This is a genomic window from Mycobacterium branderi (assembly GCF_010728725.1).
GTDB classification, from domain to species: domain Bacteria; phylum Actinomycetota; class Actinomycetes; order Mycobacteriales; family Mycobacteriaceae; genus Mycobacterium; species Mycobacterium branderi.
On the sequence record NZ_AP022607.1, the window covers coordinates 472,212 to 496,118 of the forward strand.

The 23,907-nt window shown below is 62.9% G+C and carries 23 protein-coding genes and 1 pseudogene; 15 read left to right on the top strand and 9 right to left on the bottom strand.

Going from position 1 to position 23,907, the window contains the following annotated elements; all coding sequences use genetic code 11:
* The first annotated feature begins 55 nt into the window (after positions 1-55).
* From G6N47_RS27305 to G6N47_RS27340, 8 genes are all read left to right on the top strand, one after another.
* Positions 56-625: a type IV toxin-antitoxin system AbiEi family antitoxin domain-containing protein gene (locus tag G6N47_RS27305; protein ID WP_083134025.1), complete on the top strand. Its 570-nt coding sequence runs from the start codon at positions 56-58 to the stop codon at positions 623-625.
* Positions 615-1,565 (top strand): nucleotidyl transferase AbiEii/AbiGii toxin family protein, encoded by a 951-nt coding sequence (locus tag G6N47_RS27310; protein ID WP_163659930.1) that lies wholly within the window; start codon positions 615-617, stop codon positions 1,563-1,565. The genes G6N47_RS27305 and G6N47_RS27310 overlap by 11 nt, the downstream gene beginning before the upstream one ends.
* Positions 1,566-2,613: 1,048 nt before the next feature.
* Positions 2,614-4,119 carry a site-specific integrase gene (locus tag G6N47_RS27315; RefSeq protein ID WP_083134027.1) on the top strand — a complete coding sequence of 502 codons (1,506 nt, stop codon included), beginning with the start codon at positions 2,614-2,616 and terminating at the stop codon, positions 4,117-4,119.
* A gap of 239 nt (positions 4,120-4,358) precedes the next feature.
* Entirely contained in the window at positions 4,359-5,858 is a 1,500-nt protein-coding gene (locus tag G6N47_RS27320) for a hypothetical protein (protein ID WP_139799693.1), read from the top strand.
* A 122-nt stretch (positions 5,859-5,980) separates the two neighbouring features.
* Entirely contained in the window at positions 5,981-7,981 is a 2,001-nt protein-coding gene (locus G6N47_RS27325) for a site-specific integrase (RefSeq protein ID WP_232080440.1), read from the top strand.
* Positions 7,978-8,394, top strand: coding sequence for a hypothetical protein (locus G6N47_RS27330; protein ID WP_083134029.1), 417 nt, complete (start codon positions 7,978-7,980; stop codon positions 8,392-8,394). Before G6N47_RS27325 ends, G6N47_RS27330 begins: the two co-directional genes overlap by 4 nt.
* Positions 8,395-8,453: 59 nt before the next feature.
* On the top strand, positions 8,454-8,774 hold the full coding sequence (locus G6N47_RS27335; RefSeq protein WP_083134030.1) for a CBS domain-containing protein: 321 nt from the start codon (positions 8,454-8,456) through the stop codon (positions 8,772-8,774).
* A 188-nt stretch (positions 8,775-8,962) separates the two neighbouring features.
* Positions 8,963-10,261 (top strand): ArsB/NhaD family transporter, encoded by a 1,299-nt coding sequence (locus tag G6N47_RS27340; protein WP_083134053.1) that lies wholly within the window; start codon positions 8,963-8,965, stop codon positions 10,259-10,261.
* Between the two features lie 42 nt (positions 10,262-10,303).
* On the opposite strand, the gene G6N47_RS27345 is transcribed toward G6N47_RS27340, so the two are convergent.
* A complete protein-coding gene (locus tag G6N47_RS27345) occupies positions 10,304-10,786 on the bottom strand; it encodes a MarR family winged helix-turn-helix transcriptional regulator (protein ID WP_083134031.1) in 483 nt (160 codons plus the stop codon).
* A 235-nt stretch (positions 10,787-11,021) separates the two neighbouring features.
* Here G6N47_RS27345 and G6N47_RS27350 point away from each other — a divergent pair, with 235 nt between their 5' ends.
* Together G6N47_RS27350 and G6N47_RS27355 are read left to right on the top strand one after the other, a co-directional pair.
* Positions 11,022-11,843 (top strand): class I SAM-dependent methyltransferase, encoded by an 822-nt coding sequence (locus G6N47_RS27350; RefSeq protein ID WP_083134032.1) that lies wholly within the window; start codon positions 11,022-11,024, stop codon positions 11,841-11,843.
* 109 nt (positions 11,844-11,952) lie between these two features.
* Positions 11,953-13,353: a nitrate/nitrite transporter gene (locus tag G6N47_RS27355; protein WP_083134033.1), complete on the top strand. Its 1,401-nt coding sequence runs from the start codon at positions 11,953-11,955 to the stop codon at positions 13,351-13,353.
* Between the two features lie 11 nt (positions 13,354-13,364).
* Here G6N47_RS27355 and G6N47_RS27360 read toward each other — a convergent pair.
* A pseudogene (locus G6N47_RS27360) lies at positions 13,365-14,845 on the bottom strand (chloride channel protein).
* A 171-nt stretch (positions 14,846-15,016) separates the two neighbouring features.
* Here G6N47_RS27360 and G6N47_RS27365 point away from each other — a divergent pair.
* The 4 genes from G6N47_RS27365 to G6N47_RS27380 all read left to right on the top strand — a co-directional run bounded on the left by G6N47_RS27365 (position 15,017) and on the right by G6N47_RS27380 (position 17,833).
* The gene (locus G6N47_RS27365) at positions 15,017-15,520 is read left to right on the top strand and encodes a DUF421 domain-containing protein (protein WP_083134034.1); all 504 of its coding nucleotides are present in this window, start codon (positions 15,017-15,019) and stop codon (positions 15,518-15,520) included.
* Positions 15,521-15,837: 317 nt separating this feature from the next.
* Positions 15,838-16,797: a sensor histidine kinase gene (locus G6N47_RS27370; RefSeq protein ID WP_083134054.1), complete on the top strand. Its 960-nt coding sequence runs from the start codon at positions 15,838-15,840 to the stop codon at positions 16,795-16,797.
* Positions 16,798-16,880: 83 nt separating this feature from the next.
* Positions 16,881-17,591, top strand: a complete 711-nt coding sequence (locus G6N47_RS27375; RefSeq protein ID WP_232080442.1) for a GAF and ANTAR domain-containing protein — start codon at positions 16,881-16,883, stop codon at positions 17,589-17,591.
* 95 nt (positions 17,592-17,686) lie between these two features.
* A complete protein-coding gene (locus tag G6N47_RS27380; RefSeq protein ID WP_163659932.1) occupies positions 17,687-17,833 on the top strand; it encodes a hypothetical protein in 147 nt (48 codons plus the stop codon).
* A gap of 372 nt (positions 17,834-18,205) precedes the next feature.
* Here G6N47_RS27380 and G6N47_RS27385 read toward each other — a convergent pair whose 3' ends face one another.
* Both G6N47_RS27385 and G6N47_RS27390 read right to left on the bottom strand, forming a co-directional pair.
* Positions 18,206-18,571: a SpoIIAA family protein gene (locus G6N47_RS27385; protein ID WP_083134056.1), complete on the bottom strand. Its 366-nt coding sequence runs from the start codon at positions 18,569-18,571 to the stop codon at positions 18,206-18,208.
* A gap of 30 nt (positions 18,572-18,601) precedes the next feature.
* Positions 18,602-18,931, bottom strand: a complete 330-nt coding sequence (locus G6N47_RS27390) for a hypothetical protein (RefSeq protein ID WP_232080443.1) — start codon at positions 18,929-18,931, stop codon at positions 18,602-18,604.
* 120 nt (positions 18,932-19,051) lie between these two features.
* Between G6N47_RS27390 and G6N47_RS27395 the strand changes: the two genes are divergently transcribed.
* The gene (locus tag G6N47_RS27395; RefSeq protein ID WP_083134035.1) at positions 19,052-19,465 is read left to right on the top strand and encodes a MerR family transcriptional regulator; all 414 of its coding nucleotides are present in this window, start codon (positions 19,052-19,054) and stop codon (positions 19,463-19,465) included.
* 94 nt (positions 19,466-19,559) lie between these two features.
* Here the strand turns inward: G6N47_RS27395 and G6N47_RS27400 are convergent, their stop codons facing one another.
* From G6N47_RS27400 to G6N47_RS27420, 5 genes are all read right to left on the bottom strand, one after another.
* The gene (locus G6N47_RS27400) at positions 19,560-19,844 is read right to left on the bottom strand and encodes a WXG100 family type VII secretion target (RefSeq protein ID WP_045384667.1); all 285 of its coding nucleotides are present in this window, start codon (positions 19,842-19,844) and stop codon (positions 19,560-19,562) included.
* Positions 19,845-19,911: 67 nt separating this feature from the next.
* Entirely contained in the window at positions 19,912-20,208 is a 297-nt protein-coding gene (locus G6N47_RS27405; protein ID WP_083134036.1) for a WXG100 family type VII secretion target, read from the bottom strand.
* Between the two features lie 64 nt (positions 20,209-20,272).
* Positions 20,273-21,685 (bottom strand): PPE family protein, encoded by a 1,413-nt coding sequence (locus G6N47_RS27410; RefSeq protein ID WP_083134037.1) that lies wholly within the window; start codon positions 21,683-21,685, stop codon positions 20,273-20,275.
* Between the two features lie 11 nt (positions 21,686-21,696).
* A complete protein-coding gene (locus tag G6N47_RS27415; protein ID WP_083134058.1) occupies positions 21,697-21,996 on the bottom strand; it encodes a PE family protein in 300 nt (99 codons plus the stop codon).
* A 177-nt stretch (positions 21,997-22,173) separates the two neighbouring features.
* On the bottom strand, positions 22,174-23,418 hold the full coding sequence (locus G6N47_RS27420; RefSeq protein ID WP_083134059.1) for a PPE family protein: 1,245 nt from the start codon (positions 23,416-23,418) through the stop codon (positions 22,174-22,176).
* Positions 23,419-23,907: the final 489 nt, after the last annotated feature.

A 23,907-nucleotide genomic window follows, 5' to 3' on the forward strand; every position in this document is an offset into this window, starting at 1 on the left:
AAAAGCAAGAAATCGCGTGGTGTCGAAAGTACTACGGTTCCGTTATACTTTTGCCATGACCAAGACGCCCTTAGCGCGGGATGAGCTGTGGGATATTGCGAGCACGCAGCTCGGGTTTGTGACTGCTCAGCAGGCCGTGGCTCTGGGCGTGGACAAGTTTGCGCTGCAGATGCTCGTTCACCGGGGCACACTGACCCGTGTCGCGCACGGGGTCTACCGATTCCCACGGTTCCCCGTCAGTCAGTACGACCCCTACATGCTTGCAGTGCTGTGGACGCGCGCACCTGAGGCGTGCCTCAGCCACGAAACCGCGCTCGACGCCTACGAAATCAGCGACGTCAACCCGAATCGGATCCATGTGACCATCGCCAAGCGCCGCCGCCTGCGCCGCACCGGCGGTGATGATTATGTCATTCACCGACAGGACCTCGCGCCAACGCAGATCGGCTGGTGGCAGGAGATTCCCACCGTCACACCGGCAACGGCTATTGCCCAGTGCATCGCATACGGCACTCCTACCTACCTACTGCGGCAGGCCATCGAACGGGGTCACGCCCAGGGTTACCTGAAGGCCGCCGAACGTGATGAGCTGGCAAAGCAATTGGAGGCACGCCATGAGTCGTGAGCGCCTCGATTCTCGGCTTGCCGCCCTGTTGAGCACGCTGAAGCCCAAGACCAAGCAGCCGGCCTCGGCGGCCATTTTGAACCAATGGATTGTTCAAGCCGAGGGCAAGCTCGGCCAGGAGGCCAGGGGCGGCAGACTCGGCTGGCTCGTTGCGTCGTCGGTCGCTATCGCTTGCGTCCAACGTGCGATCGACGCCGACGGAAGGCAGCTGTTCCTCCTGAAGGGCGGCACTTTATTGCAGCATCGGTTGTCCGCGACCGCCCGCCCCACCAAGGACGTCGACGGACTCGTCCGGGGCGATCTAGACGCCTTTTTTCTGGCGTTGGAGGACGCGCTGGCGGAGCCCTGGGGACCTCTCACGCTGCGCCGGGGTGAGGTCGAGGTCGTCAATACTCCTACGAAGATCGTCAAGCCGCGCCGGTTCGACATCGTCATCGCGCTCCGAGGCGTCACCTGGAGACGGATCCAATTCGAAGTCTCAGCCGACGAGTCAGGCATCGGCCAAGACTTCGAAGTCATCGAGCCGCCACCACTGAGTGGGTTCGGACTGCCGGACCCCGAAACCCTCGTTGGGATCGCCATGCGCTTTCAGATTGCGCAGAAGCTCCACGCGGTCTCTGACCCCCACAAACCGCCAGATTCTCTTAACGATCGTGCCCGCGACGTAGTCGACCTGCTCCTGCTGCGCGACCTCGCAGCCGAGACCGGAAGCCCCACGCTGGCCGAAATCCATGCAGCCGGAGCGGCTCTGTTTCGCGCCCGAGCCGCCGAAGCCCAGCAACTCGGTTTGCCGGCCAGGACCTGGCCGCCAACCGTAATCGGACACGCCCACTGGGGGGACGACTACAAGCGGGCCGCGGAATCGGCGAGCATCCAACTCTCACTCGACGCCGCGGTCGCTGAGATCAATACCTGGATCGGCCAGATCGACAAGGCCTGACGCGCGCCGCATGCCACGCCGGCGCGACCGAGCGCCTGACGACAAAACCCCCGTTGTGCCAAGAGTGTGCCAAGACGGGCAAAAACAGTCCGACCCTACGTGGACACAGTGAACACGAACGAGCCGCTGACCTGCGCATTTGAAGACGGAATGGCACCGCGCGCAACGCAGCGAACCGTCCGGTTCCGATTTCCTTTCAGAACGCCATTCGCGTGCCCCAACAGCATTGGCCCGGTCCGCCGGACCGGGGCCCCGTACCGGTTTGCCTTCTGGCCCACCGATTGTGGCCGGCGGTCCGCTGCGCGCAAGGCCGCGGCCTTCGCCCCGCTTCGGGCCCAAGGGCTCGCGAAGTTTTCCCCGAGCCGCTCCCCTGCCGGGTAGCTGGGAAAACTGCGCGCCCGAACCTTGCGCTGTCGCGGCCGCTGGCGGCCGAGATCTCCAGTGCCAGAAGGCAAAAAGAACGGGCGGCTACATGCCCACTGACCGGAAGGGAACACCACCTGGCTCATGAAGTCGATATCACCAGCGGTCACGTCGATCAGCCCCACATTATCCACCGGTGGTCCCATCTCCACAGGACCAAAGAATCTGTTTGCCGAGTGCTTCAGCATCGGCATCAATACGCTGGCGCCGGACTAACCGTTTGATAACCGCATCCAGAAAATCCGAGAAAGAGCAGTATTTGAGCTGCCAGGCAGTCTTTGCCACATACTCAGGACGGATACCCGTGGCGCTGTGGCGATTAAGGCCACATCAGCCGCGCCGTGCCCCAAGGCTCACACCGGTAAAAGGCCGGAACAGAGAAATTCTTACGGTCGCTCACCAAACCATGGATAAATGACACCAACCCCACTCATGGCGCAGAAAAAGCGTTGCTGGGTGTCAGAACCCCACGATAAAATTAAAGGAACTAATCCCGGCCATTTCCACAGTCCCCCGAAAGGACCTTTCTAGTGGATGTAATCGTTTACACAAAGCCCGGCTGCATGCAATTCCCTATTGAATCGTACGTGTTATGACTGACCGTGTTGCATATGAGCGAGGTGAGATGACACAACTGTGGAGAGTGCACTGGGTATCAGAGACAGTGCCGACCGCGACATCTACTCATCCCATCTTGGAGAAGTGGGCCGACCTTCCTGCGCGCGAAGACCGACTGCGCATCAAGCCGGGCGACCCATTCATGGTTGACCCGAATCATCACGTGGACGCGCGATTGACGCAGTTTTTCAGCCGGTCTGGGTTCGTCCAGCTGGCCAAGTCGACGAAGTTGTCCTACACCAATGACTACCGTGTGTTCTTTGATTTTTTGTGGCTGCGCGGAAAGTACTGGGACGCCGCGGAACCGGACGACCTGTTCGACTTCGAGGATTGGCGGCGCCGATCGCCTCGAAACCCGGCCCGGATCAGCGGCGCCAAGTGGAACCGAGAACTGGCTGCCCTGCAACGGCTCTACGGCTGGGCAACCGCGCAGAGATTGTTGAAACTGAATCCGTTGGCAATCAAGACGATTCGAAATCGACAGGGCCAGCTCGTGGAGACGGCGGATGCCTGGGCGAAGGATGTGCGCTCAAGTAACGTGCGCTGGCTGACACCAGGGGCGTATCGGCTGTGGCGTGACGTCGGGTTGCGCGGCTACACCCCCGAAGGCCGCCGGGATCGCTCGTGGCAGGGACGTCATGATGACCGCAACGCCGCTTACGCCGATCTGCTGTTTTCTAGCGGATTGCGCCGAACCGAGGCCGGGTCGCTGCTGACGTGGGAACTGCCGGCGTCCGCGGCGTCGCCGCCGCAGCGCTACTTTGCGGCGCGAGTGGCCGCGGCGGTAACCAAAAGTAAGCGGGCACGCGCGTTTTACGTGTCTGCCCCCGCGCTGCGAGAGATCGAGGCATACGTTGGCACAACGCGGCGCGCCGCGATCCGACGAGCCCAACTACAGGGCCGGTATGACGACCTCGATGGCATGCGGATCGTGTTCGATCGGACAGGACGCAGCCGAGAGATTCTGCATTGGCGTGACCGACACCGCCGCACCGGACAGGACAATTTGGGCAGCCTGGATCCCGACGAGCGGAGATTGTTGTTCATCGAGGGTCCAGGTGGCCCCGAGCCCTTGTGGTTGTGGCTGGCAGAAGACGGAACACCGTTCGATACCCACTCCTGGGAGGCCGTATTTCGTGCCGGGTCCGACCGATGCCGGGTTGTTCTAGACGGCGTAGTGCCGGATCCGCCGTTTTGCACACCGCACATGTGCCGGCACTCGTTCGCCTTGCACATGCTGGTGGCGTTGCATCATGCGATGGATCAGCGGTTCGATCTCACACCAGACGATCGCCGCGATTATCGGCTGCTCTATGGCGACCCCTGGCGCATGGTCAAAGACCTGCTCGGGCACGCCAGCGAACAGACCACCCGCGACATTTATCTCGCGCCTGTCGCCGATCTGCAGGTCCGCTCCCTGCTGCTTGAGGAGAGCCAGCCCGGCGTCGCTGAACTGCTGTCCCGCATCGCCGCGGCATCCGAGCGCGTCATCGACGGCGACGGTGCCCAGTGACCGCGACCGGATCGCGGGCACCGCTGCCAGCAGGTGAATACCGACGCCCCGCAAGGCTTGATGACACCGGCCTGATCGTCACCCACACGGACGAAAAGGGTGAGCGACTCGTGATCTACGACTTCGACGAGCTGTGCGGGTACCTGCCGCTGAAGCGCTCACTGGCACTTGCATTCGCTCGGCATGTTTGCGTCGGCGGCCCCTGGCGGTCGGTTGCCACAAGTAAAGAGATGTGGTCTTTGATCGGCACCTTCGCCCGATTCCTCGTCACCCAGGAGCGGCCCCCTCACGATCTGTGCGACATCACCCCGGCGATGTGGCACCAATGGCGCGTCAGCCGCCCCACCGGGGAGATCGGGCGCCGCCAAATCCTAAAAGTCGGTGCGTTCTTGCGCACCGACCCCCGGCTGCCGACAGCCACGCGGCAAGCAACCCTCAAACGCGTCACTAAAACCCCCAGGACCGAGACCGCCTACACCCCGGAACAATTCGCGGCCATCAAGACCGCCGCAACGCAGAACATCCGCAAAGCCTGGCAGCGTATCCGCGCCAACCGCCAACACCTAGCTGATTGGCGCAACGGTCGCTTCACAGACAACAGCCCAGAAGACCTCCTCGGGCAGGCGTTGAACCACCTCGCCAGCACGGGCGACGTCCCGCTCGATCCCCAAAAGGCGGCCGCCGGCTATCGAGTGGTACAGCCCCAATACTTGGCCATTCTGGGCGGCAAAGATCCCGAATCCAGCTGGCGCAGGCTCTATCTGACCAACGTTGAAGTGGTCTCACTGGCTGCACTGATGGTGATCAGTTACGGCTGGAACTCCACGCCGATCACCGAGCTCAACGTTCCCGAGGCCATGTCCGACCTGGAAACCGGGCACGTGATCTACCGCGTAGAGTTGGCGAAACGACGCCGCAAGCTGCCACTGCGCTACGAAACCCGCAACCTCACCGATTGGGGCCCGACCTCTCCCGGCCGCCTCATTGCGCAGGCCATTGAGGCCACCGCCCCGGCACGTGATCTGCTGAAGGAACACGACGCTCCCACCTCTCGCCTGCTGCTGTGGCACCTTCAGCGGCCGGTACTGGTCAGCGATCGAACCGCATTGATCCGAGCGGGTTTCGGCGCCGAGGACATCCGACACTGGCATACCGTCACAGGCATCACCGCAATGAACATGCGTCGCCTGCGCCGCACGGTAACGGCCTTGCACCGACGCACACCCACCCAGCACAGCCAGGACGTCCACGACAGCATCTACGTTCTGCCCGAGCCCGCAACGCGCGACACTGCGGCCCCAGTCATCGCCGACGGCGTCAACCACGCACTCGCCCACGCCAAAGCGGTGGTGACGGCACGCATCAGCACCCACAATAGCGACGCCCCACCAAACGCGGACACTGCCACCGTCAGCTGCAGTGATCATCTGCACAGCCCATTCAGCGCACATGGAACGCCTTGTCGCGCTTCGTTTCTGCTGTGCCTCGCCTGCACCAACGCGGTCGTCACTCCACGTCACCTGCCACGATTAGCGTATCTGCACCGAGCGCTCGACGAGTTACGCGCCGCTTTGCCGGCGAAGGTCTGGGATCACGACTGGCGCGAACACTTCGCCCGCCTGTGCACCCTCAAAGAGTCCGTATTCACGACCGCTGAATGGATCGACGCGCTCACCGCTGCCGGCGCCGAGGACCGTGCCGTCATCGAGGCACTTCTGCACCGGGAATTCGACCAATGACAACGCCTTTGACCCGAGACGTCCTGCCTGGCCCGCGGCCCAGCGACCCAATCGTTGATCCGTCGGCTGTTAATGCTGATCGCCGCGCCTTGATTCCCCGCTATGGCGCCGAGTCCTGGTTGATGACGTTCTCCAGTACCAGTCCTTCCGTCGGAACGGCACGCATCCACTGGTCAGCCTTCCCGGCCAGCCTGCGAGAACAATTCCGGCTCGCGGCTTGGGTACTGCTGAACTTTCCAGTACCCGACACGCTGCTGGCCCGCAAGACCCGGATGCGCAGCCATCTGAGCGCACAACGCAACTACGTAACCATCTGGAGTTGGCGATCCTTCGCCGTCTGGCTCGACGAGCGGGGCATCACCGAACTCGCCGCAGTCACCACCGAAATACTGGCGGACTACAGCATCCATCTAACGACAATCCGCAAGCTCGCTCGCAACACGGTCGTCAGCCACCTCGGCGCCCTGACTCGATTACACGCCCACGCTCCGTTGCTTCCTGCCACCGCGCGCATCGATACCCCACCGTGGGAAACGGGCGATGCCAACGAGTACCTGTCTTCAGCCACACCGACCGGCGAAAACGCCACCGAACCTATCAGCCCTGCCACGATGGGGCCGCTGCTGAGCTGGGCACTACGGTTCGTCGAGGACTTCTCCACCGACATCCTGGCCGGCCACGTCGAGAATCAACGTCTACGCACCATCGCCACCGCCGCCGAACAGCGCCACTCATCAGGTGGCGCGACCGCGCTGCGCGCCTACCTTGACTATCTGGAGTCCACCGGCAAACCACTGCCCGCGGGAAGCCGAGAAGGCAAGCCCACCGTGGCAAGGAACTACATCGCTGGCATCACCGGCTGCCCCGCGACCACGGTGGAAAGCGTCCTCCGGCAGCCGAAGTGGCAACGCTACCTGACCCAAAACCCAGGACCGTGTCCGCTCGATGTCGCCATTACCGCAACCATCGATGAGCAGCCCTGGACCCACGACATCGACCACTTCCAGATCGGATCCCTTCTCGCACACCTCAATACCGCTTGCTTCATTGTGATCGCCTATCTCACCGGCATGCGACCAAGCGAAGTCCTCGCGCTGCGCGCCGGCTGCTGCCCTGAACCGGCCCCCGCCACCGACCGTGACGGCTCAGCTACGCGGCGACACCTGATCCGGGCACGGCACTACAAGACCGCCTACGACGAGGATGGCAACCACCTATCCGATGGCCTCCTACGCCCGGCGCCGTGGGTCGCCGTCCCCCAAGTCGTGGCCGCGATACGCATCCTCGAGAGGCAGGCCGCACCGACCGGGCTTCTGTTTCCCACCAACGACACCGGCCGGCCGGGTCGGTCAGTCACCTACGCGACGATGGGCAGACGCATCGACGAGTTCGTGACATGGGTCAACAGCCGAACTGGCGAAGCCACCATCCCGCCAGACCCGCACGGCCGGATCGGCACCCGGCGATTCCGACGCACCCTGGCGTGGCATATCGCCCGCCAACCAGGCGGGCTTGTCGCCCTGGCAGTCCAATATGGCCACATGCGAACGCTCATCAGCGAAAGCTACGCAGCCCGCCAACGCGAGGGCATCCACGAACTTCTGGATCTAGAGACCGCGCGTGCTGTCGCCGACCACTTGGCCGACGTGCATGACTCCTTGCAGGCCGGGCATGGAGTTTCAGGTCCAGCAGCCCGCCGACTAATCGATGCCGCGCACCAACAGCATCAGCGATTCGCCGGAGCAATCCTGACCCGACGTCAAGCCAAAGCCCTGCTGGCAGATCCCACATTGACGGTGTTCGGAAATGCGGCCGCTTACCTGACCTGCAGTTACGACCCAGTCAAAGCCCTCTGCAACCCCGACAACGGGTCAACGAGCCGACCCGGTGCGCCCAGCCTGGACCGCTGCCAATCATGCTGTCCCAACATCGCCCGCACGGACCGCGACGCAATCCAGCTACGGGCCAAAGCCAAACACCTGCAGCAGCAGGCGGATTCACCCATCACACCAGGACCACTCGCACAACGTCTGCGTCACCGCGCGCTGACGCTGAGCGAACTAGCGGACACCCACGACCGCAGCAAGATAACGAGCCACCTAGAGGAAGAAGATTTGGGATGACGACCGACCCAACACGCAACCAGATACGCGCCGCGATGGATCGCCTGCTGGCCGGCACACCGCTGCGGTCCGACGGTGCACTCAGCATTGTTGCGCTCGCAGCCGAAGCCGGAATCAAGCGGCACCTTCTCACCCACCGCCACACCGACCTCAAAGACGAGTTTTATGCCCGAGTCCGCGCTCAAAATCGAATACCCGAGAACGAGAAGCGGCTTCGCGATCAACTCAAGGCCACACAACGCCGCCTATCCGACCTCAACGAACACAGCCAACAGCAGCAGCAAACCATCGAAGCGCTTGCGCGCATCGTCAACGTGCTGACCGTCGAAAACGAAAAACTGACGACACAACTCAACCACCAGCAAACACCAGAACTCATCACACTCCCGCACCTAGTGTCTATGAGGACATGACGTTGGTGACGCGTTGATCGAGCATCGCGGCGGGCGGTTGTCCGCCAGCCGCACGGAGTATGCGCGCAGAGGACATCGCCGAGGAATTCCCGGTCATAGCCATCGATTCCAATGCACCAGACGCCGCCCGAATGCTTGCCGAACACCGGTTGCCCGGGATGGCCGACCGGGCCGCCGACAAGCTGGGTGGCAAGGCGGTGCGCGAAGTGCTTCCCGACCACTTGCTCAACGTGCGCTCAGCCGACGCGGACGACACCATCCTCGAAGTGGCCGCGATGATGGCGTGCTCGCGAAGTCCGTTTATCGCGGTGGTCAAGGACGGCGCGCCACACGGGGTGATCACCGCATCGCGCCTGCTGGCGGCGGTGCTGAAACCTTGAGCGCATCATGCCGGTACCGGCGGCTGATAGCGTGACAATTCGGTGTGCCGGGAAGCCTGGTCGGCGACGTCGTCGTAGGACCAGGGAAGGGCTATGGGCTACACCGTTGGCAGAACCGCGCTCGGCCTGCTGGAGCAGTCGCCGCTCATCTCCGACGCTGTCCCGAAAAGGCGCGGCGGCGAACGGCGCTGTCGGCCGTGAGCATCGTCGCGGTAGCAGTTTTCGTCGTCGCCTACGCATTGATCGCCAGTGATCGCCTCAACAAGACACTGGTGGCGCTGGCGGGCGCGGCGGTCGTGTCGATCTTGCCGGTTATCCGCTCCGACGACGTCTTCTACTCGCATGCGACCGGAATCGACTGGGACGTCGTCTTTTTGCTGCTGGGCATGATGATCATCGTCAGCGTGCTGCGGCATACCGGTGTCTTCGAATACGTCGCGATCTGGGCGGCCAAGCGCGCCAACGGTTCTCCGTTACGGATCATGGTCCTGCTGGTCGTGGTGACGGCGGTCGGATCAGCGCTGCTGGACAACGTGACCACAGTGTTGTTGATCGCCCCGGTCACGCTGTTGGTGTGTGACAGGCTCGCGATCAACGCGGCGCCATTTCTGATGTCCGAGGTGTTCGCCTCCAACATCGGTGGTGCGGCAACGCTAGTCGGAGACCCGCCCAACATCATCATCGCCAGCCGGGCGGGGTTGACGTTCAACGACTTCCTTGTGCACGTGGCGCCGATCGTCGTCATCGTGTTGATCGTCTTTGTCGCACTGTTACCGCTGTTGTTCCGAGGCTCTTTCACTGTTGATGCCAAGCGAGTGGCCGGCGTCATGTCACTAGACGAACGCGAAGCCATCCGCGACCGCGGGTTGCTGGTCAAGTGCGCCGTGGTCCTGGCACTGGTCTTCGCCGCGTTCATCGCCCATCCGCTGCTTCACGTCGAACCGTCGGTCGTGGCACTGCTGGGCGCCGGCATCCTGATCGTGATCTCCGGCCTGCAGCGATCTGACTACCTGTCCAACGTTGAATGGGACACGCTGCTGTTCTTCGCGGGCCTGTTCGTCATGGTCGGCGCGTTGGTGAAGACCGGTGTCATCGACGAGCTGGCGCGCGCAGCGACCGAGCTGACCGGCGGCGACGAAGCGTTAACCACCATGCTGGTCCTCGGCCTCTCAGCGCCGGTATCGGGCATCATCGATAACATCCCCTACGTCGCCACGATGACACCGATCGTCACTGAACTGGTCGCGGTCATGCCCGGCCCGGTCGACCCCGACACACTGTGGTGGGCGCTGGCACTCGGCGCGGACTTCGGCGGCAACCTGACTGCCGTCGGGGCCAGCGCCAATGTCGTGATGCTGGGAATCGCCCGGCGCGCAGGCTATCCCATCTCCTTTTGGGAATTCACCCGCAAAGGCGCACTGGTCACCGCGATATCCATTGCACTCTCGGCGATCTACCTATGGCTGCGGTACTTCGTGCTCGGTTGAGGTGCCGCAACATGTCGATTGCGTTGACCGAGTGGGGTTGCCTTACGCCTCGGCATCGAGATATGCGGCAGGCTCTCCCCCGGCGGCGGTAAACGCGGTCAACGCGCGGACCAGCCCATGTCGTTCGGACTGTGGCATTTTCTCGACGATGCGGGCGATTTCGGCGCGCCGGTGCGACGTGACCTGACCGACGACTTTTCGTCCGCGTGCCGTCAGGGCGGCCTGCAATTCACGCCGTGAGGCCGGATGCGGTTTGCGGTCGATCAGTCCGGCGCTGACGAGCCGGTCGACCATCCGCCCGGCTGCCGACGGTTTCACGCCGAGCAGACCAGCCAGCGTGGCGAGGTTGATCGGCCCGCGGTTGGACAAGATCACCAGGGTCCGGAACTGCGGGATGGTGATGGACTCGTCGACCAAGGCGATCGAGTGAGCCGAGATCGCCACCAGCAACCGCGACGCGGTCAGCAATGCGTCGGTGATCGCATCCACTGACTCCTCGGATGCCGTCGCGCTTTTGGTGGCCATTGGTCCGCTTATCCAGTCCCCTTGGTGGTCCCGGTTTGCCTCGTTGTGGGACCTGGCTCCGGGATGTTCACAGGCACGTCCAGCAGTTTAGCAGGCAACTACTATGGTAAAGACAAACTATTTCCTAGTATTACTATAGCTGTAGGCAACGATTGGCTCGGGTTGCGATATTTCGCTGCCGTGCCACCGACGACGGTGTCGGAGCAGCCACCCCTTGTTTAGGCAGGAGATTTTGATGAGCATCGACATCCTTGGCGACGGAGCGCCTGTGGCAACGACGAACCAGGCAGTGTGGGCGATGGGCGACTACGCGCTGATGGCCGAGCAGGTGATGTCCCCACTCGGACCGGTGCTGGTCGGCGCCACCGACATCGGTCCGGGTGACCGCGTGCTGGATGTCGCCGCCGGTTCCGGAAACATCTCGATACCCGCCGCCAAGACGGGCGCCACCGTCGTTTCCAGCGACCTGACACCGGAGCTGCTTCAGCGCTCCCGGGCACGGGCGGCGGAACAGGGTGTGGCGCTTGAATGGTATGAAGCCAATGCCGAATGGCTGCCGTTCGCAGACGGTGAATTCGACGCGGTCCTCTCCGCGATCGGCGTGATGTTTGCCCCACATCATCAGCAGGCGGCCAACGAGCTGGTGAGGGTCTGCCGGTCCGGCGGCACGATTGGCCTGATCAGCTGGACGCCAGAAGGATTCTTCGGCCAGATGCTGGCAGCCATCAGGCCGTACCGGCCAACGCTTCCGCCAGGTGTGCCGCCGGCGGCGCTGTGGGGGCGTGAGGACTATGTCGCTGGGCTGCTGGGTGACCACGTCGGTGATATCCGCGCCAGGCGCGCCATGTTGAGGGTGGACCGCTTCGACGGCGCCGAGGCGGTGCATGAGTATTTCAAGAACCAGTACGGCCCGACAATCAACGCCTACCGCCAGATCGGCACAAACGCCGTGCTGGCCGCGACGCTCGACAAGCAACTCACCGAACTCGCGCAGCGACACATGACTGACGGCGTGATGGACTGGGAATATTTGATTCTCACCGCTCGGAAACGATGACCCAGGCTCTGTTGCAGCATGCACATGACTCATGCGATGCCGATAAAGCCCTTGTTTTACAAGATAATTCGCGTCATTGTCCGCTAACCCTCCTACAGGAAAGGTGTAAATGACCCGCTCACATCGTATTTCGGAATGGAACCCCGAAGACACGGTCGCGTGGGAAGCGGGCAATAGTACGATCGCTCGTCGCAATCTGCTCTGGATGGTCGCCTGCGATCACCTCGCCTTCGGCATTTGGACGCTTTGGCCGGTGATGGTGCTGTTCATGCCGCAAAGCGTGTATGGATTTTCCGCAGCCGACAAGTTCCTGCTCGGCGCCACCGCCACTTTGGTCGCGGCATGCCTGCGGATCCCATATTCGTTGGGTATCGCGCACTTCGGTGGTCGTGACTGGACAGCGTTCTCAATCCTGATATTGCTGGTACCGACCGTTGCCACGATCGCGTTGTTAGCGCATCCCGGCCTACCGCTGTGGCCGTACCTCGTGTGCGCGGCGCTGACCGGCTGCGGCGGCGCCAACTATGCCGCGTCGATGACCAATACCAATTCTTTTTACCCACACCGGCTCAAGGGTTCGGCATTGGGATTCAACGCTGGAGCCGGCAATCTCGGCGTCCCCGTGATCCAGTTAATCGGGCTGCTCGTGATCGCTCTTGTCGGCCATCGCCAACCGTACTGGATCTGTGGACTTTATCTCGTGCTGCTGACTGTTGCTGCGGTCGGGGCAGCGCATTTCATGGACAACCTCGAGCATCCCACGGAGGTAAGCCATCTGCGCGAAATTCTTTCTGAGCGTGACACCTGGCTGCTCGCGCTGCTCTACCTCGGCACCTTCGGATCATGGATCGGGTTCTCGTTCGCCTTCGGCCTGGTACTGCAACTAAACTTTGCTGCGGCCGGTCAAACTCATGCGCAGGCAGCGCTGCATTCCGCTGAGTTTGCCTTTATCGGACCGGCTTTGGGCTCGCTGGCGCGAATCTATGGCGGCAGACTCGCCGACCGTCTCGGCGGCAGCCGCGTCGCGCTGGCTGTCTTCGCCGCCATGGGGTTAACCACCTTATTGCTGGTCGGCATCAGCACGCTCGACGCTCATAATCCCGGTCGCACTACAGCACTGACGATCATCGGCTACATCGGTGGCTTCATGATCCTTTTCGTACTGTCCGGGTTCGGCAACGGCGCAGTGTACAAAATGATCCCGTCTGTTTTCGATGCGCGCAGCCATTTGCTAGCCGTCAGTGAAGCCGAACGCCGGCATTGGTCCGAAGCGACATCGGGCGCCGTCATCGGCTTTGTCGCGGCTTTCGGCGCGCTCGGCGGCGTGGCAATCAACCTGGCGCTACGGCAGTCGTACCTCAGCACCGGCACAGAGACGCCCGCGTATTGGATTTTCTTGGCGTTCTATGCTTTTGCGGCCGTTTTGACCTGGTCTCGATACGTGCGCCGACCCGCGTCGACACGTTCTGAGCAACAGCAAGCGGCCATCGACAAAGCTATGTCTCGGTAGTAAGAAGTCGGCTAGCTTGGCTGTTCGCGCGCGGCTGCGCGTTCAGCGGCAGCCGCCTCGCGATCAAGACGCTGAGACCGGTAAATGCTTACGCCACTGCGGGACATCAGCAACGACGCGATGCCCACCGCGATTATCGCTCCGGGTATCGCCGCAAAGGATCCCGTCATCTCGGCCACCATGATCATGATGGCGAGCGGCGCATGGGCCACGCTGCCGAAGCACGCCATCATGCCCACCACGACGAAGATGCCGGGGTCGTCTGGCACTCCAGGAAGGTCGAAGACGTCGGCCAGCCGCCAGATCGCTGCCCCGACGAACGCGCCGATCACGATGCCGGGGCCGAAGATCCCGCCCGATCCGCCAGTGCCGATCGATAGCGACGTGGCAACGATTTTGGCGATCGGCAGGACGATGACGATCCACAACGGAATCGTCATCAGCGTTTGCCGTGTGAGGGCTTCTTGAATCCACCCGTAGCCGCTGCTGAGGACCTGAGGTATCAGCAGTCCGAGCAGCCCGACTAGCAGTCCACCGATGGCGGGCTTTAGTACTCCGCGCGGAGTCGATCGGTCAGCGCCACCGTCCAATAGAAGACGCGGGCATACAGGTAGCCGATCGCGGCGGCGACTACACCGATTACCGCGAACCACAGCAGCGGCCATGCTGCCTCGAATCGGTATTCGGCGTCGACAAAGCCGAACAACGGCTCGAAGCCCATGATCGAACCTAGTACCGCATATGCCGTCGCCGACGCTATGAAACCGGGTACTAGTGAACGGTACTCAAGGTCTTCGCGATAGATGATCGCCGTGGCCAGCACGGCTCCGCCCAGCGGTGCGCCGAAAATAGCGCCGATGCCCGAGCCGATTCCCACGGCGACCGCGATCCTGGCGTCCTCGTCAGACAGATTCAGTTTCCGGGTCAGCAGCGATCCGAAACCTGCCGATATCTGGGCCGTAGGCCCCTCACGACCACCCGAACCGCCCGAGCCGATAGTTAGCGCGCTGGCCACCATCTTCACCAGCACCACCCGGCCGCGGATGCTGCCGGGGTAGGTGTGGACGGCCTCGATCGCCTCGTCTGTGCCGTGGCCTTCGGCTTCCGGGGCAAGCCAGGCGACGATGATCGCCGACAACAACGCACCGGTTGTCGTGACCAACGGAATGGCCCACGGTCGGTCGATGCCTGAGGAGGCATGATTGCCGTCCTCACCGACTGGGGTCGGAATGTGGTAGCCCGCCAGATAACCGAGGAGAAACTCGCCGGCGTATTTCAGTAACAGGAAGAAGACCACCGCCCCGGCGCCCGCGATGACGCCGATCGCGATGCCCAGAACGAGCCACTTGCGCACGTAGTCAGCACTGCGGATGAATGCGCTCAACCGCCCGCCGGTGTTGTCGGGGTCAGTCTCTTTGGCCGCCGGCACCGTTGGGATGCTATCAGCGCAGGTACCAGGTTCGTGACCAACCGCTAGGTAGCGCCGGCGCATCGAATACCCCGTTTACCGCACACGAAGCCGGGCGATCCGCTACAGCACCCCGTTAGCGGTGGCGCGGTCACAACAAGCAAGGAGGATGACAATGGTTCAAGGCAAGGCGTGTTTCGCGGAAGCACCTACACACACTCAGGACGAGTCGATCCTCCGGGGCGGGTGGTTGTGATGCGAGAGTTGCTGCTGCAGTTATTTGATGGATGGCGCCCTGCAGGCTACGCAGCGCTCAAGGCGCTTGCATTCTTTGTCACCGCGGCAGGAGCTTTCCGGTTTACTCTGCGTCGCACCATCGCTGCTCTCACGCCGTTCGATTGGGTAACCGCCGTCGCGATCGGCGCCGTCATTGGCCGCACCGCAACCGCCGCGGATACGTCGTGGTTCACCGGGGCTGCGGCGCTGCTGACATTGGTCGCCGCGCACGACGTTGTGGCTCGCCTTCGCTTCATTCCGTGGATGCGCCGCGTGGTCGACAAACCGGTGCGGGTGCTGATCCGCGACGGGCAGTTGCACGAGCCCAACATGAAACGATGCGGCCTTACCCGCGTTGACCTCGATGCGATTCTGCGCGAGCACGGTCATCAAACGCCCGAGAACGTCCGCTTGGCTTTGTTCGAATCCAAAGGGGCCGTTTCGATCATGTCTAAATCCCAGGACTCGGGAAACTCGTCGTGACAAGGTGCGGCCGACATGGACGCCGAATCGATCGGGTATGCGTGCGCGCTCGACTGGCGGCCACAGACAACGAGATTCGGCAGCTCAGAACTAAAGTGCAAGAGCAAGAATCGACCATCGCGCTGCTCTACGGACAACCCGATTCGCGCGCCACTTGACATGCCGCACGCAGGCGCGGGCGGCAACGCCGTAGAACCAGTTTCGGCCAGTATCAACGTGGGTAAAGCTCTGCTCATGACGGTCATCGCGTCTGCGATAACCTTGGCTCACATGAGGTCGGGATGCACCGGCGAAGCGGCCGATATGGCGGCTGGCCCATGTCCGTGAGCTCAAACGGCGAGCGTCCACGCCCTACGCATTGCGCGCTGTTGTATCGCGACGAGCAGGAATACCTCGATGCGGTATTGCCCATCATCGCTGACGGGATCACCCTCGGTGAGCCTGTGCTGATCGGCGCCACCCCAGATAAATTGGCGGTGCTGCGCGAGGCGTTGGGCGCCGTCGCCGCAGAGGTGACGCTGGCCGACATCACCGAGGTGGGCCGCAACCCGGGGCGGATCCTTGGGGTGCTCAGCGCGTTTGTCGCCATGCACTCCGGTCGGCCCGTACGGATGGTCGGTGAACCCGTGTGGCCTGCCCGCAGCGCCGAGGAATATCCCGCGTGCGTCGAACACGAGGTCCTAGTGAATCGGGCGTTCGCCGGCCGCCAAGTGTTAGCGGCGTGCCCCTATGACGCCGGCCAACTCGATGAGCGCGTGCTCGCCGACGCCCGCACAACCCACCCGTGGGTGTGCGACGGCGGATCGACCTACCCCAGCGACGACTACGCCCCGGACGAAGCATGGGCCCGCTACAACCAGCCACTGTCCACCGACCCGACCGCGAGCACCTTCACGGTAACGGCACTGACAGAGCTCAGTGCTGCGCGCTTGTTTGTCGCCGAATACGGCCGTTCACTGGGGCTGCCGCCAGCACGTGTCGCCGACCTCAAGGTGATCGCTACCGAGCTGGCCACCAACAGCTTGCAACGCACCGGCGCCGCTTGCAAGCTGGCCCTGTGGCAGCACAACGACCATGTCGTCTGCCAGGCCAGCGACAGTGGTCGACTCGACGATCCGCTAGCCGGGCACCGCCAGCCATTCGAGGACCCCAGTGGCCGCGGCCTGTTTCTGGTCAACGCCATAGCGGATCTGGTCCGCACTCACACCACCACCAGCAGTACGACGATCCAGGCGCACCTTCGGCTGCCCGCACCGGGCAACTCCGCCGCGCTTTAGCACAGCCAGTACCTTGAAATTCCAGTTGATCAGACGGTGAAGATTTGCTTCTTCACCGACGACTTGTGAGAGACACTCGACCAGTGTCGAATCCCGACGAACTGTCGACGACCCGGCAAGGCCAATTGCAACGGCTGGCGGAGCTGGTGCGTGATCTGCACCAACTCACGCCTCCCGAGGGGCTGCTCGACGAACTGACCGAAGGCGCAGTCCAATGGGTGCCTGGCGCCCAATACGCGGGCATCACCGTCACCAGGCGTCGCAGCGATATCGAGACCGCTGCTGCCACCGGTTCTTACCCACTCATCCTCGACGATATTCAACGCCGACACCGCGAGGGACCGTGTTTGTCGGCCGCCTGGGCTCACCAAACCATCCGCATCGACGACCTAGCCGTCGATGACCGCTGGCCGCGTTACTGTGCTGACGCCATCGCACAGACACCAATCCGATCGATGCTGTGTTTTCAGCTTTTCGGTCAAGATCAGGCAGTCGGCGCGCTCAACTTCTTCTCCGAGGGGATCAACGTCTTCGACAACGAATCGGTCGAACTGGGACTGGTTTTCGCCACCCACGCCGCACTGGTATGGAACATGCAGCGCCGCGACGAACAATTCCGCAGTGCGCTAGCCTCCCGCGACATCATCGGCCAAGCCAAAGGCATGCTCATGGAACGCTACAGAATCGATGCGGTGGCCGCCTTCGACCTGTTGCGGCGCCTTTCGCAAGAATCCAACGTCCCCCTCGCCCAAATCGCCCAACAGGTCGTTCACGCCGACCATCCAAGCCACTAAAGACCTTGGCCTACGGCACCTTTCACGCGACATCGGTCAAGACGGGCCCAGAGCCAGCGGGGACGCTCCAAGCGGCGCTAGCCACCGTGACTCGCGTGCTTGATCAGCACATCCGCGAGGCAGAAACCAACTTGGACAGTTTCCGCCTGGTGGGGATCAGCCATGCCCACACCATCACTCCCATCAGCAATGGCGCCGTCCGCGCCGAACTCACCGCGATCGCCAGCTACGAGTACGACTAGCAGACACCGAAGTCCCCATGTGCGACTGCCCGTTCACGCCGTTACGTTTGTTTCCGATTGCTCGAAACCGCCTCGATCCAACTAACCGGAAACAGTCCTACACAGTCGGATCGAGCCCCAGATGACTGTGCAGAGTCCGTGCGCGCAAACCCGCGACACCAGTCAGCCGCCAACGAGGAGCAGCCCCAAGGTAAGGGTCCACACGCTGACCGATGCCAGCGGCAAGCTTATTCGGCGCATACTGTGGCGATCGGGCCGAGGCGGCTCGTCCGACCAACACAATTCGTGGTCTTCGGGGCTCAAATTCCTTACCCGCCAATGAAGTAGGCTGCGCCCAGGGAACTAGGGTCGAGGCCCGTCGGATCGTTGCATTCACGCCCGCAGCCACTCCCATGCTGTGATCAGTTGAAAGTTATCAAAGGTCTGCAAATCGCCGCGGATCAACAGTGCCGCGGCCGTTTTCACGCACCATTCCTCCCATTTGGGGGCGCCGACGATTGCGATCTTCTCAAAATTCCGCCGGTGCTTCACGTCGAAGACGGTGTTGGCCCAGGCGGCCCCCAAGCTCCAACCTTCAAACGCCTCGTCCATCAGAAACAACACCCGCAGCGTCCGAAATTGGCCGAGCAACAATCGGACACGCGGCGCGAGCACGTCGCGGTAGTCTGCCCGACTCAGCTTTCCACTTGCCCGTATGCCGAGAACATTGCCCCAACTTTCGTTCATGACCTCGAGCACGCCAACCAGCCACTCCAAAGATCCTGCGGTCTAGGGTCCACCGATGGGCCCTCTATCGACGTAGGCCGCGAATAGTTCGTCGGCGGCAGTACCGGTGTCTCCAGGCGCCTCGATTACGAGGATGCACGCCTCGTCTTCCTCCCGGATGGTGAAGCTCAGGAACGGGCAGCATTCCTTCTCGCGGTCAACGAGCTCTCGTACTCGGGGTGCCGACGAAGGGTCGTAGGCGAGTTCGATCCGTGAGCCATCGCGACGGTGGTCGCGTAGCGCGGCCGCGTTGAGCTCGTTGATCCATGCCAACCTACTTTTGCGGTCGGTTGCTGCCAGCGTGCAGGCAACCGCAGTCGAGTCAATGTCCATCGTGATCTTGGCTCCTTAATCGCTTCCAGCGTATTGACATCCCTGCAGGCCAAGCCTCACGCTTCCAGAATGCCCCTTCAAGTCGCTTGAAGTTCAAGAGCGTAAGTGAGAGCAGTATTCATGGACCTGAAGATTGGCGAACTGGCGCGTGCGACCGGCACAACCGCGTCCACTATCCGCTACTACGAGGATGCCGGCCTCCTGCCGCACCCCAGCCGCGCGGGAGGTCAGCGCCGCTATGGCGACGACGATGTGCGCCGATTGACATTTATCCGGCGTTGCCGAGACTTCGGGTTCCCTATCGAGCAGGTCCGCATCCTCGAAACGTTGATGCACGACAGCGAACGTTCCTGCACGCACGCCCGAGATCTGGCGGATGCGCATCTCGCTGCGGTGCGTGAGAAGCTGCGGGAACTACGAGCGCTCGAGCACAGCATCGCTGAATTCATCAAAGTGGCCGATGCCACTTGCTGCGGTGGTTCCGGTGCGGATTGTGTTGTGCTGCAAGAACTCGCTGAGCCAACACACTCGTGAGTCGCAAGCCCGCAACACACGATCGCCCATATCGACCCCTCGCGGACAACGCAGAGTAGCGAAGCCAAACGATATGGTACGAAAGCCTCTGCGGTTAGGCCCAGCTGGAGCCGACGGCGGAGTCAGTGGAGGCCATGTTGGAGCCGGCGGTTTGGACTTTTTGGCCGTGGGCGTTGGCCTGTTCGTAGATGACCTGGAAGTTGCGGCCCAGCTGGGTGATGAACTCCTGGCAGGCCGTGGAGCCGGCGCCGCCCCAAAAGTCGCCGGCGGCAAGGACATCGCGGATGATGGCCTGGTGTTCGGCTTCCAACGAGGCGGCCTGGGCGCGGATCAGTGCGCCGTGGGCGTCGACGTCGCCGAATTGGTAGTTGATGGTCATGGTGGTTTCTCCTCGTTGTCTGGTCGGCGACCCGCCGCGCCCGGCTGCGCCGCGCTTGCGATCGCCTCTAGCTGGACAGGATCTGCTGGGACGTTTGTTCTTGGGCCTCGTAGTTGCCCGCGTCGCGGATCAGTCCGTCGCGCACACCGTGGAGCATGTTGACGATGTTGCGGAATGCGGTGTTCATTTGGCCCATGGTGTCGTAGGAGGTGGCCTGGGCGGTTCCGCTCCAGCCGGCTCCGGCGATGTTTTGGCTGGAGGCCCACATTTTGCGGGCTTCGTCTTCGACGGTTTGGGCGTGCACGTCAAAACGGCCCGCCATGTCCCGCATGGCGTGCGGGTCGGTCATAAACCGGGTAGGCATTCTTGTCTCTCCTTATCCTGGGTTATTCGGTCCGAGCCAAGCTCGGCGGCCCAACCGATCATGGTTAGCCCCACTTTGCTTTGAGCGCGGTGGTCTTGGGTGTGCCTGCTACGTGTACGGCATGAAGGCCGGGCTTTTTCGACAGTTGATCTAAAAGGTCGTCGAGGTGTTCTTTGTCGGTGTGCCAGTGCTGCACCGACTCTGGCTTCTGTGCGGCTTCGGCAAGGGCGCGTTTGAATTTGTCCGGCGTCTGGCTTTCGGAGTCCTTGTCCGAGAGGGCGCGGCCTATCCGCGTGGTGGTTTTACTGATGAAACAGGGGGCGCTACCGCCGAGGGCGGCGCCCGCCAAGCTGGCCAGGGCTAGCTGGCTACCGAGGACTCCGGCGGTCTGCGCACTGACGGCCGGTGCGGCGGCAGCGCTGGTGCCCTGCAACGCGGCGGCGGCCAGCCTGACCGTTGGGGTGGCCGCGGCCCAGCTTGGCGGCACCGCCAAGGCCCCCACCAAGCCGGCACGGCCCACGCCTGCTGATACGGCCGAGGCTGCGCCCAGTCCGTTGGCGCCCGCGCTGAGTCCTGTCAGGGACTCCCCGCAGCCGGCCCCGGATAGCAGTGCCGGCTCTAATGCGACCGCGCTGTCGTTGAGGGTTCGGGCGCCGATTGTCAGGCCCATGATGATGCTGATGATGGTGTCGTTAGCCGGCAGGATGCCCTTGCCTACCGCCTCGAAAAGCAATGCGCCCGTTGACAACGGCGACGATGAGCTCAACAGGCTCAGTAGCGTTGAAATGGGCGACGGTGGGTCAACTGCGGCCGGAGCGGCGGCTGGCGCCGCGAGGCTCGTCAAGGCCTGTTGGGTGACCATCATCGCCTGTGACAACGTCGACTGGGTGTTCGTGCCGGCCGCGGTGGCGGTGGCTTGTCCCCCCGCTGCGGCCTGACGGGCGACCCCGCTCGGGTCGGTGGTTTTCGGCGGCGGGGTGAACGGTGTCACCCGGCTGGCGGCCGCGGACTGACCGGCGTAGGCATACATCGCAGCGGCATCTTGGGCCCACATGCCGGCGTATTGAGCTTCGGTGGTCGCGATTGCCGCGGTGTTTTGCCCAAAGACGTTGGTCGCGACCAGCGACATCAACTGGCTGCGGTTCGCGGCGACCACTGGCGGGGGCACCGTCGCGGCAAACGCGGTCTCATAGGCGGCCACTGCCGCCCTGGCCTGCGTGGCCGCCTGCTCGGCCTGCGCGGCGGTGGTATTCATCCACGCCGCATACGGTGCGACCGCTGCCGCCATCGCCGCCGAGGAGGGGCCCTGCCATGTCGCAGTCAAACCCGAGATCACCGAGGAGTAGGTCGCTGCCGTTGACCGCAATTCAACGGCCAACCCGTCCCAGCCGGCTGCAGCAGCCATCATCGAGCCCGATCCGGGACCGGCGTACATCCGAGCGGAGTTGACCTCCGGTGGCAGCAACCCGAAATCCATTGCAGCGCCCCTTAACCGGTAGCCAACGCGTTGGCGACCTCGGTGGCCGCATAGGATCCGGCACTGGCCCCCAACGTGTTCACGAACATCTCATGAACGGCCGCGGCCTGAGCGCTGACGGCCTGATACATCTGGGCGTGCGTGGAAAATTGAGCTGCGGTCAGAGCCGAAACCTCGTCAGCCGCAGCGGGAAGAATCCCTGTGGTAGGAGCCGCCGCAGCGGCGTTTTGGGCATTCATCGCCGAGCCGGCAGCGGTCAAATCGCCGGCGGCCGCCACTAATAGTTCGGGCTGTGTGGTGACAAAAGACATTTTCTCCTCCGTTTCCTGGGTGTGGATCTCAAACGTTGCCGTGCCTTGGCTGGTGGATGCTGGGTCGACCACAGTACTGTTCGGGGCCAATCCGCGGTGGATCGAGGCGGAGTCGCAACTGAGCTAAAAGCCCGCGGCCACAGGGCTTTTCCGGATACCGTCCCCGTCGGTGCGCCATCATTCGTCTGCCTCCTGTATCACGAAGATGTTGGCCGTCGTCGCTGCTGCAGCCGTGCCACCTGCGCCGGCTACGCTGACCGGGCGCGCAGCACCGCCGCCGGTACCAACCAGGGCACGCCCGGCCAAACTCGACAGGGCCATATTGCTGAACACCGTTCGTTGACCTTCTGCCGCCAATGCGGCAGGTGCAGCGGACAGGCTCGACTGAGGTAAAGCCGCGGCAACCTCCTTGATCGCTGGAGCGGCTGTCGCCCAACCCTGCGGCACCGACAAGCCGCCGACCGCACCGGCGCGCCCCATGCCTGCCGAAACCGCACTCCCCGGGGCGCTCATCATCCGCACCCCCGAACCCGGCTCGGCCGAAATGAGCCCCAACTTGGTCTGGTCGCGATGAAGCCGTTCGTTCGCCGACGTCAAATTCGCCGCGGCCTGAGGTAGCAGATAGCTCTGGATACCCAACAGATAACCGGTGCCCGGTGTGCCAAAAAGCGACAGCGGCGATAGCGACCCGATGGTGAGGTTCTGCAACACCCCAAACAGCTGCGTTGGCGCCGGCGGATCCGCCGCCGCCGCGGGCGCTGCAGCAGAAACCGGTGTGGCCATGCTTTGCAGCGCGTGAGGCATCGCAGAAATCATTTGCGGCACGCTGTGCGCCTGCGTGCCGGCCGCCGTTGCAGTGGCTTGAGCGACCGCTGCTGATTGCGCACCCATGCCGCCTGGGTTGGTGGTCTGCGGTGGCGGCGTGAACGGCGTCACCTGCGAGGCGGTTGCCGAACCGGCGGCATAGCCATACATCGCGGCCGCATCCTGGGCCCACATTTCCGCGTAATGAAACTCGGTGGCCGCGATCGCCGGGGTGTTCTGCCCGAATATGTTGGTCGCAGTCAGCGACATCAGCAGGCTGCGATTGGCCGCAATCACCGGCGGCGGCACTGTGGCGGCGAACGCCGCCTCGTAGGCGGCCACCGCTGCCCTGGCCTGGTTAGCAGTCTGCTCAGCCTGCGCCGCAGTAGCGCTCATCCATCCCACATACGGTGCGCCCGCCGCTGCCATGGCCGCCGACGACGGACCCTGCCAGCCAGCAGTCAACCCCGAGATCACCGAGGTGTAAGACGCTGCCGTGGAATGCAATTCGGCCGCCAACCCATCCCAGGCCGCCGCCGCAGCCAACAACGGCCCCGGCCCGGCACCGACATACATCCGACCAGAGTTGATCTCCGGCGGTAACGCCCCGTAATCCAACGCCACACCCCCTCGCCAGGACAGCATGTGATCTTGTCAACTTCGACCTTCGCGACCTACCCGCCCCTGTTGTTATCGAAACATGAATATTGTTGGGTTTCAAGATGTTTGGGTGCCGCTTTGGTCAGATACAAGCATTGGCAAGCGCATTTGATCGACGTCGTCACCAGCGGTGCGACGTAATCCTAACTCGTTGGGCGGCAACGTAAGTCGCATACGCAGGCAGTGCGTTGTCGGACCGAGTATCAGCTACCGTTTTGCCGCCCCGGACTTTTCAGGATCAGCTTGCTTTCTGTCACCTCCGCCTCTTGGGACAGCCTCAACAGTCAACGCAGACCTTGAGGCCTTAAATGTGAACGACGCAGCCCGCCTCCGCGAGAGACTGGTCTACTACAGGCGATTTCGCTTACGTGCCAGTGCATGACTGGTCAGCAGCGGTTAACGGATATCCGACTGCTAACTGCTTTAGTGACCGCAGCCGGCATGCAC

Excerpts from the sequence above, each read along its gene's own strand:
- G6N47_RS27305 (WP_083134025.1), top strand. The coding sequence starts at position 56 with ATGACCAAGACGCCCTTAGCGCGGGATGAGCTGTGGGATATTGCGAGC.
- G6N47_RS27310 (WP_163659930.1), top strand. The coding sequence starts at position 615 with ATGAGTCGTGAGCGCCTCGATTCTCGGCTTGCCGCCCTGTTGAGCACG.
- G6N47_RS27315 (WP_083134027.1), top strand. The coding sequence starts at position 2,614 with ATGACACAACTGTGGAGAGTGCACTGGGTATCAGAGACAGTGCCGACC.
- G6N47_RS27325 (WP_232080440.1), top strand. The coding sequence starts at position 5,981 with ATGACGTTCTCCAGTACCAGTCCTTCCGTCGGAACGGCACGCATCCAC.
- G6N47_RS27330 (WP_083134029.1), top strand. The coding sequence starts at position 7,978 with ATGACGACCGACCCAACACGCAACCAGATACGCGCCGCGATGGATCGC.
- G6N47_RS27335 (WP_083134030.1), top strand. The coding sequence starts at position 8,454 with ATGCGCGCAGAGGACATCGCCGAGGAATTCCCGGTCATAGCCATCGAT.
- G6N47_RS27345 (WP_083134031.1), bottom strand. The coding sequence starts at position 10,786 with ATGGCCACCAAAAGCGCGACGGCATCCGAGGAGTCAGTGGATGCGATC.
- G6N47_RS27350 (WP_083134032.1), top strand. The coding sequence starts at position 11,022 with ATGAGCATCGACATCCTTGGCGACGGAGCGCCTGTGGCAACGACGAAC.
- G6N47_RS27355 (WP_083134033.1), top strand. The coding sequence starts at position 11,953 with ATGACCCGCTCACATCGTATTTCGGAATGGAACCCCGAAGACACGGTC.
- G6N47_RS27365 (WP_083134034.1), top strand. The coding sequence starts at position 15,017 with ATGCGAGAGTTGCTGCTGCAGTTATTTGATGGATGGCGCCCTGCAGGC.
- G6N47_RS27370 (WP_083134054.1), top strand. The coding sequence starts at position 15,838 with ATGTCCGTGAGCTCAAACGGCGAGCGTCCACGCCCTACGCATTGCGCG.
- G6N47_RS27390 (WP_232080443.1), bottom strand. The coding sequence starts at position 18,931 with ATGGACATTGACTCGACTGCGGTTGCCTGCACGCTGGCAGCAACCGAC.
- G6N47_RS27395 (WP_083134035.1), top strand. The coding sequence starts at position 19,052 with ATGGACCTGAAGATTGGCGAACTGGCGCGTGCGACCGGCACAACCGCG.
- G6N47_RS27400 (WP_045384667.1), bottom strand. The coding sequence starts at position 19,844 with ATGACCATCAACTACCAATTCGGCGACGTCGACGCCCACGGCGCACTG.
- G6N47_RS27405 (WP_083134036.1), bottom strand. The coding sequence starts at position 20,208 with ATGCCTACCCGGTTTATGACCGACCCGCACGCCATGCGGGACATGGCG.
- G6N47_RS27410 (WP_083134037.1), bottom strand. The coding sequence starts at position 21,685 with ATGGATTTCGGGTTGCTGCCACCGGAGGTCAACTCCGCTCGGATGTAC.
- G6N47_RS27415 (WP_083134058.1), bottom strand. The coding sequence starts at position 21,996 with ATGTCTTTTGTCACCACACAGCCCGAACTATTAGTGGCGGCCGCCGGC.